A 14,534-nucleotide genomic window follows, 5' to 3' on the forward strand; every position below is an offset into this window, starting at 1 on the left:
CCCAGCCAGCAGGGTGAATCAAATTTCGAGGCCGAGAGGAATCCCCAATGACTCCGATCGGTCAGATTTTGCTCTAGATACCGAAAGGGAAGGTATCCGGCTCGCCACCCGGCTGCGGGCCGGGCAGCGGGGTGACGGCGCCGGTCTGCTCGAACCAGACATAGGCGTCGAACTGCTCGGGCAGCACCGCCTCGAAGTAATGGCTCTCGAACTCCGTCTCGGGCCGGTAGATCACGCCGATGGCGCGTTCCAGCCGCGGCTCGGCCAGGGTCTTCCGACATTCCGCCTCGCGGAGGCGCGTCAGGCTGCGCCCCAGGCCGGCCTCGCGGAACAGGGCTTCGTGGCTGTCGCCGCGGGCGGGGCGCACGGCCTTGAACTCCATCGGGCCATCCCAGTCGCTCGCCGCCGCAACCTGGCCGCGATCGGTGCCGAAGCCGACCAGCACCGCATCCTCGCTGAAGGCCGCGCGGCAGAGCTCGCCGATATTGAACTGCCCGCGCCAGCCCATATCGGTCGCGGCGGCGTGGCCGATATGCGAGTTATGCGCCCAGACCACTGCCCGCGCGCCCGGCCGGTTCGCCAGCAGGGCCTGCAGCGTCTCGAACATGTGCCGGTCGCGGAGATTCCAGGACTCGGTCGAGCCGAGATACATCGCGCGGTAATACTGCTCGGCGGCGCGGACCACGCGCGCATTCTGCACCGCGTCGAAATCGCGGTCTGGATGCCCGGACAGCCGCGCCCCCAGCAGGCGGCCGAGCTGTTCGACGACCTTGTCCTCACAGGGATGTTTGCCGAACATGACGGCACGGCCGTAGCGCTGCGGTTCGGCCTGCCAGGGCGAGAGACAGCCATAACGCTCCCGTGCCGCCTTGGCCTCGGCCGGGTCGGTCTCCTCCAGGCTCTGCAGCACGGCAGCGATCGAGGCGCCGAGGCTGTAGATGTCGAGGCCGCGGAACTCCACCCGCTCGCGCTCCGGCAGGCTGGCATTGTGCGCCCGCAGCCAGGCGATGAAGGCCGCCATCTCGGCATTGCGCCACATCCAGCTCGGGAAGCGGGCGAAGGGCGGCTCGGGCAGCGGGGCGGCGGGCCGGCCGCGGATATGGGCGTCGATCTGCGCCGCATCTGGCCAGTCGGCCTCGACGGCGACGATGGAGAAGCCGTGCCGCTCGATCAGGTGGCGGGTGATGGCGGCGCGGGCCTGGTAGAACTCCGCCGTGCCATGCGTCGCCTCGCCGAGCAGCACCACCCGGGCGCCGCCGAAGTCGCCGAAGGGGTCGGCGAAGTTGCGCGCCTCGGGCGGGGGCAGCGGCTCGGACCAGCGACGCAGCGCCGCGACCAGATCCCGCTCCGCATCCGATCCGCCTGCCATGGCCTTCCCCGCCGCGCTCGCAGCGGAGCAACAGGGCGGCCACGGGCCGGTTCCTTCCACTCACGCAGCCACCAGCCCGGCCAGCACCGCCCGCACCTCCGCCACCTCCAGCGCGGCGAGATTTGGGTGGCGCAGCACCGCCACGGCGCGGCCGCGCGGGGCGCAGAGGGCGGGGTCGCTCTCCGGCCCGAACAGCGCCAGCGTCGGGCAGCCGGCGGCGGCGGCCAGATGGGTCGGGCCAGTATCATTGCCGATGGCGAAGGCGGCGCGCCGCGCCACGGCGGCGAGCGCCGCGAGGCTGGTGCGGCCGGTGAGGTCCGTCACCGTCCCCGGGCGGGCCGCGGCGATGGCGGCGGCGAGCGGCGCCTCGGCCGGGCCGCCGGCCACCGCGACCGGAAGATCGAGCCCGGCCGCCAGGGCGGCGAAGCACTCGACCGGCCAGCGCTTGCCGGGACGGTGTGGCGAGGCGCCGGGGACCAGCAGGGCGAAGCGCGCCGGCAGGCCGAGGCCGGAGACATCCTCATCCAGCCAGTCCAGCGCGGGGGCCGGGAAATCGGCGATGCCGGCCATCTCCAGCTGCTCGCGCTGGCGCTCCGCGGTGTGCATCAGGTCGCGGCCGGGATTGGCATGCGGGTGGCTGGCGCCGGGCGCGATGCCCGACCACTCCGCGCCGCGCCCGACCATCCAGCGGTAGCGGGAGGAGCGGGTGGAGGTCTGCAGGTCGTAGACCCGCTCGAAGCGCGCGGCCCGCAGGCGCCGGGCCAGGCGCCAGACCGCCGGCAGGTCGGTCCAGGCGGGGCGGCCATCCGCCCAGATCTGGTCGAACCAGGGGCTCCGGGCCAGCAGCCCGGCATAGGGCGGCGTAGTCAGCAGGGTGATCTCGGCCCCCGGATGATGGGCGCGGATGGCCGCGAAGGGGCCGAAGGCCTGCACCACATCGCCGAGCGCGGCGAGCTTGATGACGAGGATCCGGCCGCTCACGCCAGCTCCCCATAGACCGCCAAGGTCGCGGCCTGCATGGCGGCGGTGGTGTTGCCGCGCAGCACCGCGGCACGGGCGGCGGCGCCGATGGCGGCGCGGCGCTCAGCCGGCAGGGCGAGGGCCGCGGTGATGGCGGCGGCCAGCGCCGCCGGGTCGCCGGGCGGGACGCGCCAGCCGGTCACCCCCTCCTCCACCGTCTCGCGCGGGCCGCCGAGATCGGCGGCGATGACCGGGCGCTCCATCGCCTGGGCCTCGATCACGGTGCGGCCGAAGGCCTCGGGCTCGATCGAGCAATGCAGGACGAGGTCGGCCAGCAGGAGGGCGGCCGGCATATCCTCGACATGGCCGACCAGGCGCAGCCGCGGGCCGAGGCCGAGCCGCGCCGCCTCCGCCTCCAGCACCGGGCGGTAGCGGGGGCCGTCGCCGACCAGGACGCCGACCGGGCCGGGCGGCAGGCGGGCCAGCGCCTCGAGGAAGACCCCCTGCCCTTTCCAGCGGGTCAGCCGGGCGGGCAGCATCACCACGGGCGCCCCCGCCGGCAGACGCCATTCGGCGCGCAGCGCGGCAAGGCGTTCGGGTGGCACCAGGGCCGGGTCGAAGCGGCGGGGATCGACGCCGCGGGGGATGACGCGGATGCGGGCCGGGTCGGTGCCGTGGCGGGCCTGGATGTGGTCCGCGATGAAGCGGCTGATGGCGATGACCCGCTCCCCGCGCGCCATGACCGAGTTGTAGAGCCGCTTGCCCGGCAGGCCCTCGTTATAGGTGCCGTGATAGGTGGTGACGAAATGCGCCCCCGTCCGCCGCGCCGCCAGCAGCGCCGACCAGGCCGGGGCCCGTGAGCGGGCATGGAGGATGCCGACCCGCTCCCGCTCCACCAGCCGCGCCAGGGCGCCGGCGTTGCGCAGGATGCCGAGCGGCGACTTGGTCCGCAGCGGCAGGGTGACATGGGTGGCGCCCAGCCGCTCGAGCGGCCCGACCAGCGGCCCGCCCGCCGAGGCGACCAGGGCGCGGCCGCCGGCGGCGATGATGGCCTCGGCGATTTCCAGCGTGCCCCGCTCCACCCCGCCGGCGACGAGGCTCGGCAGGACCTGGAGGATGGGCGGCAGGCTCACGCGGCCAGCGGCGCCGGCATCGCCAGGCCGGCAGCAGCGGCGCGGGCGGCGAGCGCGGGCGGGATGGAGGAATGCAGCGCGACGCCCGCCGCCAGCGCCTCCGCCCGGCGCTGCCAGGCGCGCTCGCCGGGCAGGCGGGGGGCGGGGTTGCCGGGGATGGGCGGGTTGGTGCGGACGGCCTCGGCGATCCAGCCGGATTCGCGCAGGAACCCCTCCGTGCCGCCGAAGCGGGCGGGGTCGAGCACCAGCACCATCACATTGGCGCCCCAGCCGCCCGGCGCCTCCACCCGGCCGGCGCCGGCGAGGCCCGAGGTCAGCGCCTCCACCAGCAGGCCGAGGCCGAAGCCCTTATGGCCGGCGGCCATGCCGCCGAGAGGCAGCAGCGTGCCGTCCTGGAAGAAGGCCTCCGGGTCGGCGGTCGGCTGGCCCTCCGCGGTCAGCAGGGCGTCGAAAGGGAAGCGGGTGCCCTCGGCGCGGCGGCGGGCGGTCATGCCGTTGGTGGTGATGGACATGGAGATGTCGATCATCACCGGACCATCCGGACCCGGCCAGCCGGCGGCGAGCGGGTTCGGGGTGATGATCCGCCGGGTGCCGCCCCAGGGCGCGACCGAGGCGGTGGCCGGGTCCGAGGACCAGATCTGCGCCACCAGCCCGCGCTGCACGAGGCGCGGCAGATAGGCGGCGAGGCAGGCGATATGGTGGGCGCGGCGGATGGCGACCGCGGCGAGGCCGAATTGGGCGGCACGCTCCGCTGCCAGGTCGCCGGCGCGGCGGACCAGCCAGGGGCCGGGCAGCTTGCCGCCATCCCAGGTCTCGACCACCGGCGTGCCGGAAAGGACCTTGGGCTCCCCCCTGCCCTGCATGTCGCCGCTGGCGAGGCCGTCGAGATAGGGCGGCAGCAGGGCGAGGCCATGGGTGTCGTGACCCATCAGGTCGCCCTCGACCAGGACCTCCGCCACCACGACGGCCTTCTCGGTCTCCATGCCCCCGGCCTCGAAGAGCGCGGCGGCGAGGCGGGTGAGGTCGGCGGCGGCGTAACGGGTCATCGGGGGCCTCGGCGCGGCAGGGGGTGGTGTCTGTCGGGCCGGGCGGGGGGGTTCGTCAAGGCGGGGACGGCGCAAGGCCGATCCTGCAGCTTTCGGACAAAATGGTCCGAGGGGGTGCCGCGGCGGGGGTCGGGTGGGAGGGGGAGAGACCGGGGCATGGAGAGAAGGCTAACAGGATCAAGGAGATAGATCAAGGAATTTGATCCTATCCCCTTCTCGCCTCCTCAACCCGTGGCGACATGCACGCTCGGCCGCCGCCCGCCATTCCACTGCCCGCCGATCGCGCGTTCGACCTGCGCCGCCAGTTGCAGCAGCAGCCCGTCATCGGCCTGCTTCGCCTGGGCCTGGATGCCGAGCGGCAGCCCGTTCTCCTGCACCCCGAGCGGCATCGACAGCCCCGGGATGCCGCAGAGATTGGCCAGCGGCGTATAGGCGAAATTGCGCCAGAGATTGCCGAACCAATCGAGCACGTCCGGATTCTCGCTGATCGTCAGGTATTCGATGGTGCCGAGGCGCGGCGTCGGCAGGGCGGTGATCGGGGTCAGGATCACGTCCCACTCCTCGAAGAAGGCACCGAAGGCGCGGGAGGTGGTGTTGAACACCGCCTGCATCCGCGCCCGCTCCGAATAGGAGGTATGGAGCCCCGCCTCCCAGATGCGGATATTCATCGGCTCGACCAGATCCTCCGGCGGCCGGTCGAAGCCGCGGGCGGCGATAAGGTTGGCCACCGTCTGGGCGAAGTTGCTGATGTAGCAGGTGGTCTGGGCGGCGAAGGCGGCGCGGAAATCGACCGCGGGCAGCGCCCAGTCCACATGGTGGCCGAGGCTTTCCAGCAGGCGGCCGGCGCGCTCCAGCTCGGCCACGAAATGCGGCGTGGCGCGGTAGTCGCCCCATTCGTGGGAGAGGGCGATGCGCAAGGGCTTCGGGTCGCGCTGGATGAGCGTGGTGTAGGGTTCGGGCGCGGTCCAGTAGGGCATGAACTCGCCCGGGGCGCCGCCGCGGCAATGGTCGAGGAAGGCCGCGGTGTCGCGGACCGTCCGGCTCTGGCAGCCCTGGGTCGAGACCAGGCTGGTGATGTCCGAGGCATAGGGCGCGGTCGAGAAGACGCCGCGCGATGGCTTCAGGCCGAGATTGCCGCAGGCGCCGGCCGGGATGCGGATGGACCCGCCGCCATCCGTCGCGTGGCTCAGCGGCAGCACGCCCGCCGCCAGCATGGCGCCGCAGCCGGCCGAGGACCCGTTGGTGGTGTAGTCGGGGTTCCAGGGGTTGCGGGTGACATAGACCGCCGGGTTCTCGGCCGAGGAGCAGCAGCCGAATTCCGGCGTCGTCGTGCGGCCGATGATGTTGAGGCCGGCCTCGCGGATGCGAGTGGTGAGATAGGCGTCCGAGCTTGCGCGATTCCCGCGCATGAGGCGGGAGCCCATCTCCTGCAGCCGGCCGGCGATGGTGGGGCCGAGATCCTTCATCAGCCAGGGCACGCCGGCGAAGGGGCCGGCAAGGTCGGTGCCGCCCGTGGCGGGGTCGGCGACGGCATCCTCGAAGACCTCGACCACGGCCGAGAGGCTGGGGTTGAGGCGGGCGATGCCGGCAGCGGCCTGGGCGGCGAGTTCGGCGGCGGTCAGCTCGCCCTGCCGGACCAGGGCGGCGAGGCCCATGGCATCCTGCTTCGCCCAGTCGTCCCAGCTCATGCTCAGTGTCATCGGTGGTGCCTTACCCTCGTAGCCCAGCGGGACAAGGCTAAGGCAAAGCACGGGCCAGGGCGATGCGGGGTTACTCGGCCGCCACCAGCCCGGGCGCCGGCCGGCGGAGCTCGGCACGAGCCTGCCGGACGATCTGCCAGCCCCCTTGCAGGCCGAGGCCGCCCATGATCGCGGCCACGATCACATCGGGCCAACCGGTGCCCGTGCCGAACACCCCGGCCGCGGCCAGCATCACGGCCAGGTTGCCGATGGCATCGTTCCTCGAGCAGATCCAGACCGAGCGCATATTCGCGTCGCCTTCACGGAATCGGTAGAGCATCAGGGCGACGCCGCCATTGGCGATCAGCGCGGCCATCCCGACGATGCCCATCACCTCCGCCCGTGGCAGCGTCCCCGTGACGGCGTGCCAGGCCGTGCTGCCCAGCACCCAGGCCGCGAAGACGAGGAGCGTCCAGCCCTTCACGAGGGCCGCGCGCGACCGCCAGGTGAGGGCCAGGCCGGCGACGCCGAGGCTGATCGCGTAATTCGCCGCATCCCCGAAGAAGTCGAGCGCATCGGCCATGAGCGCGGCCGATCCCGCCGCGGCACCCGCCACGATCTCGGCGAGGAAGAAGCCGGCATTGACCGCGAGGGCGATCCAGAGTGCCCGGCGCCAGGCCGGGCTGTTCAGCGGCTGGCTGGATCGGCTGGAGCAGTGGTCATCGTGGCAGCAGGCCATGGCATTCCCCTCGATGGCTTGGGCATGGCGCCCCAGATGAGGCCTGTAGCGGCTACAGGGTCAAGGGCATGGATGGCGGCAGCCTCAGCATCGGCGAACTCGCCCGGGCAACGAGCACGAAGGTGGAGACCATCCGCTATTACGAGCGGAGCGGGATCCTGCCCTCCCCGCCCCGGACCTCCGGCGGCTACCGGGCCTATGGGCCGGGGCATCTCGCGCGGCTCAGCTTCGTCCGGCGCGGCCGCGACCTCGGCTTCTCGATCGAGCAGATCCGCGCCCTGCTCGATCTTGCGGACCAGCGGGACCGGCCCTGCGAGGCGGTGGACGCCATCGCGCGGGAGCACCTGGCCGAGGTGGAGCGGAAGCTCGCCGATCTCGGCGCGCTGCGGCGGGAGCTCGCCGCCCTGATCGGGCAGTGCCGCCATGGCACCGTCGCCGAGTGCCGGATCCTCGACGCCCTGGCCCCGGCCTAGGGCCTGTCAGCGCTGGGCGAAGCCGGTCGCCGGGGTGCTGCGCGCCGCGCGCAGGCGTTCGAGGCGGCTGTCGGTCGCGGCCAGTTCGCGGTCGATCGCCGCATAGAAGCGCTGCCCGAACTCCGCCATCTCCGCCGGCAGCGCCCGCCGCTCCTCGCGCAGCCGGTGCAGCCGGGCGGCATACCAGCGCAGATTCGGCTCCAGCGCATGCTCGCGCGGCGTCGCCAGGATGCGCTCCAGCCAGCCGCGATAGGGGCCGAGGGTCGGCTCGTCGTAGAAGACCAACTTGAGCTCGGTCTCATAGACCTCGTTCGGCGCCCAGGCCGGGGCCGAGAGGGCGATGGCTCCAGGGCGGACCGGCAGCGTCCCGAAATCGAGGACGGAGCGGCGGGCGGCGGCATCGCGGAAGGCGGCTTCCGGGTCCAGCAGGCCGGGGTCGTTGCCGCGGCGCATGAGGTTGACGAACTCGTTCTTCGGCACCGGGAAGTCGAGGATCGCCAGCGGCAGCGGCATGTTGGTCGGCCAGCGCTGCCAGAAGCCGGCGGCGGCGAGGGCGTTGTGCGCCAGGTGGATGCAGTTGTCCTGGAACAGCGACCAGCGGAAGTCCCGCTTGCCGCTGCGGTAGGGCGCGTTCTCGGCGTTCAGGAAGCCGATCATCGCCAGCATCTGCGGCCGCGTCACCGGCACCCGCGCGCAGTAGCGGCCGCGGCCGAGGCCGACGGCATAGTCGGTGGCGATGGAGATCTCGTATTTCGCCTCCTCCGGTGGGAGGCCGGGCGGGGCCTCGTCGAAGGCCTCCCGGTGGAAGGCGACGCCGTCATAGAGGCCGAGGCGGCGGGCCTCCGCCTGCACTTCCGCATAGCGGGCGCGGGTCAGGGTCTCGCCAGGGCGGAGATTGCCCTCGAAGAAGAAGTCGCGGCCGGGGATCGCCACCCATTTGGCGTTGCGGAAATGCGCATTCATCGACAGGCCGACGCCCCCCTCCGGCCCGGCGCCCGGCGCGTCGCAGGGGATGAGCGTGCCGTCCGGGCCGCGGCAGGCGCCGTTGAGGTAGAGCACGGCATGGCCGCCGATCTCGCCCCGGATCTCGGCGCCGAAGCCGGGGTGTTTCTTGATCTGCGACAGGGCGCAGAATTCCGCATACCAGGGGAAGGCGGCGGCATAGCCGGCCTCCGGATCGGCCATGCCGGGACGGCTGAAATCCACCACGCTGCAGCCGGCCAGTGCGAGCGCGGCCAGGGCGGCGAAAAGGCGCCGCAGCCATCCGGTCATCCGATCCATCACCCCCTGGTTGTGGTGAATGGAACGCTGGCAACTCGTTCGGGTTGCGGGCCGGATAGTTACAGCGGCGTCAGGCACAGGCCAGGCAGGGAGGGCAGCGGCGCCGGGCGGGCGCCCAGCGCCAGGGCCGCGCGGCGGAAACCGGCCGGGTCGGGGGTGGCGAAGACCCAGACCTCGCCCGCCGGATCGGCGCCGGCGAGGCGGGCGGATTCGGGGAGGTAGGGCAGCGCCTCGGGCCCCGGCAGGGCGAGGGCGATGAAGGCCGGGCCGCGCGCCGGCAGCGCCGCGCCGATCCCGGCCACCAGCGTCAGCAGAACCAGCCCACCGGGCGGCAGGCGCGGCCGGTGCCGGTACCAGACCGTGCCCAGCCCGATGGCGGCGAGGCCAAGGGCGAAGAAGGCGAGGTCATAGGGCAGCGGCGCCGGGACATTCTCGCGGATGCGGTGCAGGCCGAGCGCCCAGTGGTTCACCACCGCATCCAGCACATGCCAGGCGCCGAAGCCGATGGCGAAGGTGGCGGCGAACCGGCAGCCGGCGGGGCCGGACGGCAGCGGCCAGAGCAGGATGAGGCCGACGGCCAGGATCAGGTAATGCGCCGCGTGGAAGACCCCGTCCCAGGCCATGTGCCAGCGTTCCAGCGCCAGGGTCTGGCCGGGATACCAGCCGCTCAGCAGATGGTGCCATTGCAGGATCTGGTGCAGCAGGATGCCGTCGAGGAAGCCGCCCAAGGCGAAGCCGATCAGGCCGCCCGACCAGCCGATACGCCTCAACATGTCCCTGTCCTCACCCGCGCCTGTCAGGGCAATGCCGGGGCCCGGCCAGGGGTTCCGCCCCGTTGCGCGGGTGGGACTTCGCGCCGGCCCCCGTCCGGCTAGACTGGCGGCATCAGGGAGAGGACACGGATGATGCGCCTGGACAACACGGCCTTGCCGCAGGACTGGCCGAATGGGACCTATGCCGCCCGGATCATGACGCCGGAGGGCCCCGCCGCCATCGCCCTGCTGAACGGCGCCGCCTTCGACATGACCCCCGCCTTCGGCACGGTCAGCGCTTGGCTGAACGAGGCCGATCCGCTGGCGGCGATCCGCACCCGCGGCGTGCCGGTGCCGCTCGACCTGCCCGCCGTGCTGGCCAACAGCGCCCATGCGGGGCGGGATGCGGCGAAGCCCTGGCTGCTGGCGCCGGTGGACCTCCAGGCGGTGAAGGCCTGCGGCGTGACCTATGTCCGGTCCATGCTGGAGCGGGTGATCGAGGAGCGCTGCCGCGGCGATGCCAGCCAGGCCGAGGCGGTGCGGGCCGAGGTGCGGCAGATCATCGGCGACGACCTCGCCAATCTCCGGCCCGGCAGCCCGGAGGCGCGGGCGGTGAAGGCGGCGCTGATGGAGAAGGGCTGGTGGAGCCAGTATCTCGAGGTCGGGATCGGCCCGGATGCGGAGATCTTCACCAAGTGCCAGCCCCTCGCCTCGGTCGGCGTGGGCGCCAAGATCGGCGTGCATCCCGGCAGCGAGTGGAGCAACCCGGAGCCGGAGGTGGTGCTGGCGGTCAATGCGCGCGGCACCATCCTCGGCGCCATGCTCGGCAATGACGTGAACCTGCGCGATGTCGAGGGGCGCTCGGCGCTGCTGCTCGGTCGCGCGAAGGACAACAACGCGGCCTGCGCGCTCGGCCCGCTGCTGCGGCTGTTCGATGGCGGCTTCACGCTGGAGGATGTGCGGCGGACGGAGATCGCGCTGACCATCGAGGGCCGGGACGGCTTCCGGCTGGAGGAGAGGGGTGCGGTCGGCTCGATCAGCCGCGACCCGACCGAGGTGGTCGATCAGCTCATCGGCCCGCATCACCAATATCCGGATGGCGCGGTGCTGTTCCTCGGCACGCCCTTCTCGCCGAGCAAGGATCGCGGCGCGGCGGGCCAGGGCTTCACCCATCATCCGGGCGATGTGGTGCGGATCGCCTCGGCACGGCTGGGGGCGCTGGTGAATGAGGTGGACCGGACCGATGCCTGCCCGCCCTGGGTCTTCGGCACCGGGGCGCTGATGGCCAATCTCGCCCGGCGCGGACTGCCGCGGGCATGAGGGAGGAAAGCGGGCGGCTCGACCGCGGCGACGGGGTCGAGCTCGCCTGGCGGCGGATCGCCGGGCGCGGGCCGGGCCCAGGGGTGGGGATGGTCTTCCTCGGCGGCTTCCGCAGCGACATGACCGGGACCAAGGCGGAGGAGCTCGCCGCCTTCTGCGCCGCGACGGGGCGAGCCTTCCTCCGCTTCGACTATAGCGGCCATGGCGCCAGCGGCGGCGAATTCGAGGCCGGCAGCATCGGCCGCTGGGCGGCGGATGCGGAAGCCGTGATCGGGGCGCTGACCGAGGGGCCGCAGGTGCTGGTCGGCTCCTCCATGGGTGGCTGGATCAGCCTGCTGCTGGCGCGCCGCCAGCCGGAGCGCGTCGCCGCCCTGGTCGGCATCGCCGCTGCGCCGGACTTCACCCTTCGGATCGAGGCGGCGCTGGCGCCCGAGGCGCGGGAGAGCCTGGAGCGCGAGGGCGTCTGGCACCGGCCGAGCGCCTATGGCGACCCCTATCCCATCACAAGCGGCTTGCTGGAGGATGGGCGGCAGAATCTGGTGCTGGACGGGCCGCTGACGCTCGACCTGCCGGTGCGGCTGCTGCAGGGGCAGCAGGACCCGGACGTGCCCTGGGAGACGGCGCTCGACATCGCCGAGGCGATGACGGGGCAGGATGTGCAGGTGCTGCTGGTGAAGGATGGCGACCACCGGCTGTCGCGGCCGCAGGATCTGCGGCTGCTCCGGCGGGTGGTCGAGGATCTGCTGCCGGTAGAGTGACCGGCCGGGCGCGCTCCGCGGGCGAGGCTTGCCCGCGGAGCCGCCGCCTTCTCAGGCGGCCAGCAGCTCGTCCGCCGGGCCGAAGAACTCGTAATGGATCCGCCCCGCCGGGACACCAAGCCCGACCAGCCCGCCGGCGAAGACGCGCAGGAATTCGCGCGGCCCGCAGAGGTAATAGTCCGCCTCCCCGACCGGGGTATGGGCGCGCAACCAGTCGAGGGTGATCCGCCCGGCCTGGTCGTAATCCTGCCCCTGCCGGTCCTCCGGGCGCGGGCATTCGTAGAAGGTGGTCACGGCGATCCGACCGGCCGAGGCGGCGGCCAGGGCGCGGGCCTCGGCCCCCAGCGCATGGGTGGCGCCGGAGAGCGTGCCATGGATGAACTGCACCGGCGCCGAAGCGCGCATCGCCGCGATCTCCCGCAGCATGCTCATCAATGGGGTCTGGCCGACGCCGCCGCTGAGCAGCACGACCGGCCGCTCCGGCCGGCCTTCCAGGGCGAATTCGCCGGCGGGTGCCGCGACCTTCAGCCGGGCGCCGGGCTGCACCGCGTCATGCAGCCAGCTGGAGGCGACGCCCATCGGCTCCCGCTTCACCGTGATGCGGTAATGCGTGTCGCCCGGGGCGGAGGAGATGCTGTAGTTGCGCTTCAGCGGCGGGCGGCCGGGAATCTCCAGCCAGAAGGTCAGATACTGGCCGGGCCGGTGCCGCAGCACCGGGCCGCCATCCGACGGCACGAGGATGAAGGAGGTGACGATCTCGCTCTCCTCCGTCCTGGCCTGGACGGTGAAGTCGCGCCATCCCGTCCAGCCGCCGGGCGACCGGGCATGCTCCTCATAGATCTGCGTCTCGCGCCCGATCAGCAGATCGGCGAGGAACCAATAAGCCTCGCCCCAGGCGGCCAGGATCTCCGGCGTCGCCGCCTCGCCCAGCACATCGCCGATCGCACCCAGCAGGGCTTCCGCCACGAAGGGGTAGTGCTCGGCCAGGATGTTCAGGCCGACATGCTTCTGCGCGATCCGCTCCACCGCCGCGGTGAGCACGCCGAGATTGTCGATGTTCCGCGCATAGGCCAGCACCGCGACAGCCAGCGCCTTGGGCTGGGACCCGGTCTCCCCGTGATGGGACTGGTTGAAGAGGTCCCGGATCGCCTCGTTCTGGAACATCCGCTCATACATGCGGCGGGTGATGGCCAGGCCATGGGCTTCAAGGGCGGGGACCGTGGCCTTCACCAGGGCGATGGTCTGCGGGCTGAGCGAACGGGGCATGCTGTCCTCAGAAGGTGTATATTACGCACACCTTATGCGGCCCTGGGCAGAAGGTGTAAAGCTGCTATATCTTCTGAATGAGGCTCACGCTCTACACGGACTACGCGCTGCGGACGCTGATCTATCTCGGTCTGCGGTCCGACCGGCGCGTCTCCATCCGGGAGGTGGCCGCGGCGCACCGCATCTCCGAGAACCACCTGGTGAAGGTGGTGCACCAGCTCGGCCGCGGCGGCTTCGTCGAGACCACGCGCGGCAAGGGGGGCGGGCTGCGCCTGGCCCGCGCGCCGGAGACGATCCGCATCGGCGATGTCGTCCGCTTCACCGAGGAGGACATGGCCCTGGTCGCCTGCTTCGAGGGCGCGGAGGGCAGCGGCTGCGCCCTGGTCAATGCCTGCCGGCTGCAATCGCTGCTGGGGGAGGCGCTGGGCGCCTTCCTGGCTGTGCTCGACCGCCATACGCTGGCCGACCTTCTGGCCCGGCCGAATCGCGAGGTCATGGCGGAGCGGCTCGGGCTGGGACTGGCGGGAGCGGAGCCTCAGGAACTGGCAACAGGCGGAGCCGCCACTGCATGAGTTTGACTTGGTTGCGTGCCTTCCTGCCGGCCGCGATGAGCGCCAGCAGGACCGAAAGGCTGCTCGGCTGCTGCGGTGCCCTGCTCGGCCTGTTGTTCACGGGATTCCTCTGCACCTGGCTGGCAGGTCCAGTGGCGAGCCCGCCGATGCTGATCGCGCCGCTTGGCGCCTCCGCGGTGCTGCTCTTCGCCGTGCCGGGCAGCCCGCTGGCGCAGCCCTGGTCGATCATCGGCGGCAATACCGTCTCCGCGCTGGTCGGGGTGACCTGCGCGCAATGGATCGCGGACCCGCTGCTGGCGGCACCGCTGGCTGCGGCGCTGGCGATCGGCGCCATGTTCGCCCTGCGCTGCCTGCACCCGCCCGGCGGGGCGATCGCGCTGACCGCGGTGCTCGGCGGGCCGGCGGTGACGGCAGCGAAATACGGCTTCGTCCTCTCGCCGGTCGCGCTGGATTCGCTGGTGCTGGCGCTGGCCGCGATTGCCTTCAACAACGCGACCCGCCGCCCCTATCCGCATGCGCAGCAGGTGGTCCGTGGCAATCCGCACGGCACGGCCGACCGCAACCCGACCCAGCGCCTCGGCGTGCGGCCGGAGGATCTGGATGCCGTCCTGCGCGACTACCAGGCCGTCCTCGATGTCAGCCGCGACGATCTGGATGACCTCGTGCAGAAGGCGGAGATGCATGCCTATCGGCGGCGCTTCGGGGAGATCACCTGCGCCGGTGTCATGTCGCGCGACGTGGTCGCGGTGCAATTCGGCACGCCGCTGGCGGAGGCCTGGGCCTTGCTGCGCCGGCACGACATCCGGGCGCTGCCCGTGCTCGATCCGGCCCGGCGGGTGATCGGCATGGTCTCGGATGTGGACTTCATGAAGAACCCGGAGCTCGACCATTTCGAGGGGCTCGGGGCGCGCTTCCGGCAATCGATCCGCCGGCTGACGACGGTGCATGCGGAACGGCCGGAAGTGGTCGGGCAGATCATGCCGCGCACGATCCGCAGCGTGGCCGAGACCACCCATGTGGCGGAGCTGGTGCCGCTGATGGCGGATGCGGGCTTCCGCCACGTGCCGGTGGTGGACGGCCAGCGGCGGCTCTCCGGCATCATCTCCCAATCCGACCTGATCGCGGCCCTCTATCGGGGTGGCCTGAACGCGGAGGAGGTCGAGGAGCGGAAGGCCGCCTAGACCAT

14 protein-coding genes are annotated in these 14,534 nt (G+C 72.3%); 5 read left to right on the plus strand and 9 right to left on the minus strand.

The window, feature by feature from the left end; translation table 11 throughout:
* Positions 1-73: 73 nt before the first annotated feature.
* The 6 genes from JMJ55_RS10825 to JMJ55_RS10850 form a co-directional block, all read right to left on the minus strand.
* Positions 74-1,369 carry an erythromycin esterase family protein gene (locus JMJ55_RS10825; RefSeq protein WP_202825568.1) on the minus strand — a complete coding sequence of 432 codons (1,296 nt, stop codon included), beginning with the start codon at positions 1,367-1,369 and terminating at the stop codon, positions 74-76.
* 60 nt (positions 1,370-1,429) lie between these two features.
* Positions 1,430-2,350, minus strand: a complete 921-nt coding sequence (locus tag JMJ55_RS10830) for a glycosyltransferase family 9 protein (RefSeq protein WP_202825569.1) — start codon at positions 2,348-2,350, stop codon at positions 1,430-1,432.
* Positions 2,347-3,462: a glycosyltransferase family 4 protein gene (locus tag JMJ55_RS10835; RefSeq protein WP_202825570.1), complete on the minus strand. Its 1,116-nt coding sequence runs from the start codon at positions 3,460-3,462 to the stop codon at positions 2,347-2,349. The genes JMJ55_RS10830 and JMJ55_RS10835 overlap by 4 nt, the downstream gene beginning before the upstream one ends.
* Positions 3,459-4,508, minus strand: a complete 1,050-nt coding sequence (locus tag JMJ55_RS10840; RefSeq protein ID WP_202825571.1) for an Ldh family oxidoreductase — start codon at positions 4,506-4,508, stop codon at positions 3,459-3,461. Before JMJ55_RS10840 ends, JMJ55_RS10835 begins: the two co-directional genes overlap by 4 nt.
* A 224-nt stretch (positions 4,509-4,732) precedes the next feature.
* Entirely contained in the window at positions 4,733-6,196 is a 1,464-nt protein-coding gene (locus JMJ55_RS10845; protein WP_236033635.1) for an amidase, read from the minus strand.
* A gap of 82 nt (positions 6,197-6,278) precedes the next feature.
* On the minus strand, positions 6,279-6,926 hold the full coding sequence (locus tag JMJ55_RS10850; RefSeq protein ID WP_202825573.1) for a cation transporter: 648 nt from the start codon (positions 6,924-6,926) through the stop codon (positions 6,279-6,281).
* A gap of 68 nt (positions 6,927-6,994) precedes the next feature.
* Here JMJ55_RS10850 and JMJ55_RS10855 point away from each other — a divergent pair, with 68 nt between their 5' ends.
* Positions 6,995-7,399: a MerR family transcriptional regulator gene (locus JMJ55_RS10855; protein WP_202825574.1), complete on the plus strand. Its 405-nt coding sequence runs from the start codon at positions 6,995-6,997 to the stop codon at positions 7,397-7,399.
* A 6-nt stretch (positions 7,400-7,405) separates the two neighbouring features.
* On the opposite strand, the gene JMJ55_RS10860 is transcribed toward JMJ55_RS10855, so the two are convergent.
* On the minus strand, positions 7,406-8,671 hold the full coding sequence (locus JMJ55_RS10860; RefSeq protein ID WP_202825575.1) for a hypothetical protein: 1,266 nt from the start codon (positions 8,669-8,671) through the stop codon (positions 7,406-7,408).
* Positions 8,672-8,739: 68 nt separating this feature from the next.
* Positions 8,740-9,453, minus strand: a complete 714-nt coding sequence (locus JMJ55_RS10865) for a DUF2243 domain-containing protein (protein WP_202825576.1) — start codon at positions 9,451-9,453, stop codon at positions 8,740-8,742.
* 129 nt (positions 9,454-9,582) lie between these two features.
* Between JMJ55_RS10865 and JMJ55_RS10870 the strand changes: the two genes are divergently transcribed.
* Together JMJ55_RS10870 and JMJ55_RS10875 are read left to right on the plus strand one after the other, a co-directional pair.
* Complete coding sequence (locus tag JMJ55_RS10870; RefSeq protein ID WP_456237074.1) at positions 9,583-10,752, plus strand: fumarylacetoacetate hydrolase family protein; 1,170 nt, start codon at positions 9,583-9,585, stop codon at positions 10,750-10,752.
* Positions 10,749-11,510, plus strand: a complete 762-nt coding sequence (locus JMJ55_RS10875; protein ID WP_202825577.1) for an alpha/beta hydrolase — start codon at positions 10,749-10,751, stop codon at positions 11,508-11,510. The genes JMJ55_RS10870 and JMJ55_RS10875 overlap by 4 nt, the downstream gene beginning before the upstream one ends.
* 51 nt (positions 11,511-11,561) lie before the next feature.
* On the opposite strand, the gene hmpA is transcribed toward JMJ55_RS10875, so the two are convergent.
* Positions 11,562-12,776 carry an NO-inducible flavohemoprotein gene (gene hmpA / locus JMJ55_RS10880; RefSeq protein ID WP_202825578.1) on the minus strand — a complete coding sequence of 405 codons (1,215 nt, stop codon included), beginning with the start codon at positions 12,774-12,776 and terminating at the stop codon, positions 11,562-11,564.
* Positions 12,777-12,853: 77 nt separating this feature from the next.
* Between hmpA and JMJ55_RS10885 the strand changes: the two genes are divergently transcribed.
* Positions 12,854-13,348 carry an RrF2 family transcriptional regulator gene (locus JMJ55_RS10885; protein WP_202825579.1) on the plus strand — a complete coding sequence of 165 codons (495 nt, stop codon included), beginning with the start codon at positions 12,854-12,856 and terminating at the stop codon, positions 13,346-13,348.
* Positions 13,345-14,529: an HPP family protein gene (locus JMJ55_RS10890; protein WP_202825580.1), complete on the plus strand. Its 1,185-nt coding sequence runs from the start codon at positions 13,345-13,347 to the stop codon at positions 14,527-14,529. The genes JMJ55_RS10885 and JMJ55_RS10890 overlap by 4 nt, the downstream gene beginning before the upstream one ends.
* The last annotated feature ends 5 nt before the right edge of the window (positions 14,530-14,534 follow it).

It is taken from the genome of Belnapia mucosa (assembly GCF_016775475.1).
GTDB classification, from domain to species: Bacteria; Pseudomonadota; Alphaproteobacteria; order Acetobacterales; family Acetobacteraceae; genus Belnapia; species Belnapia mucosa.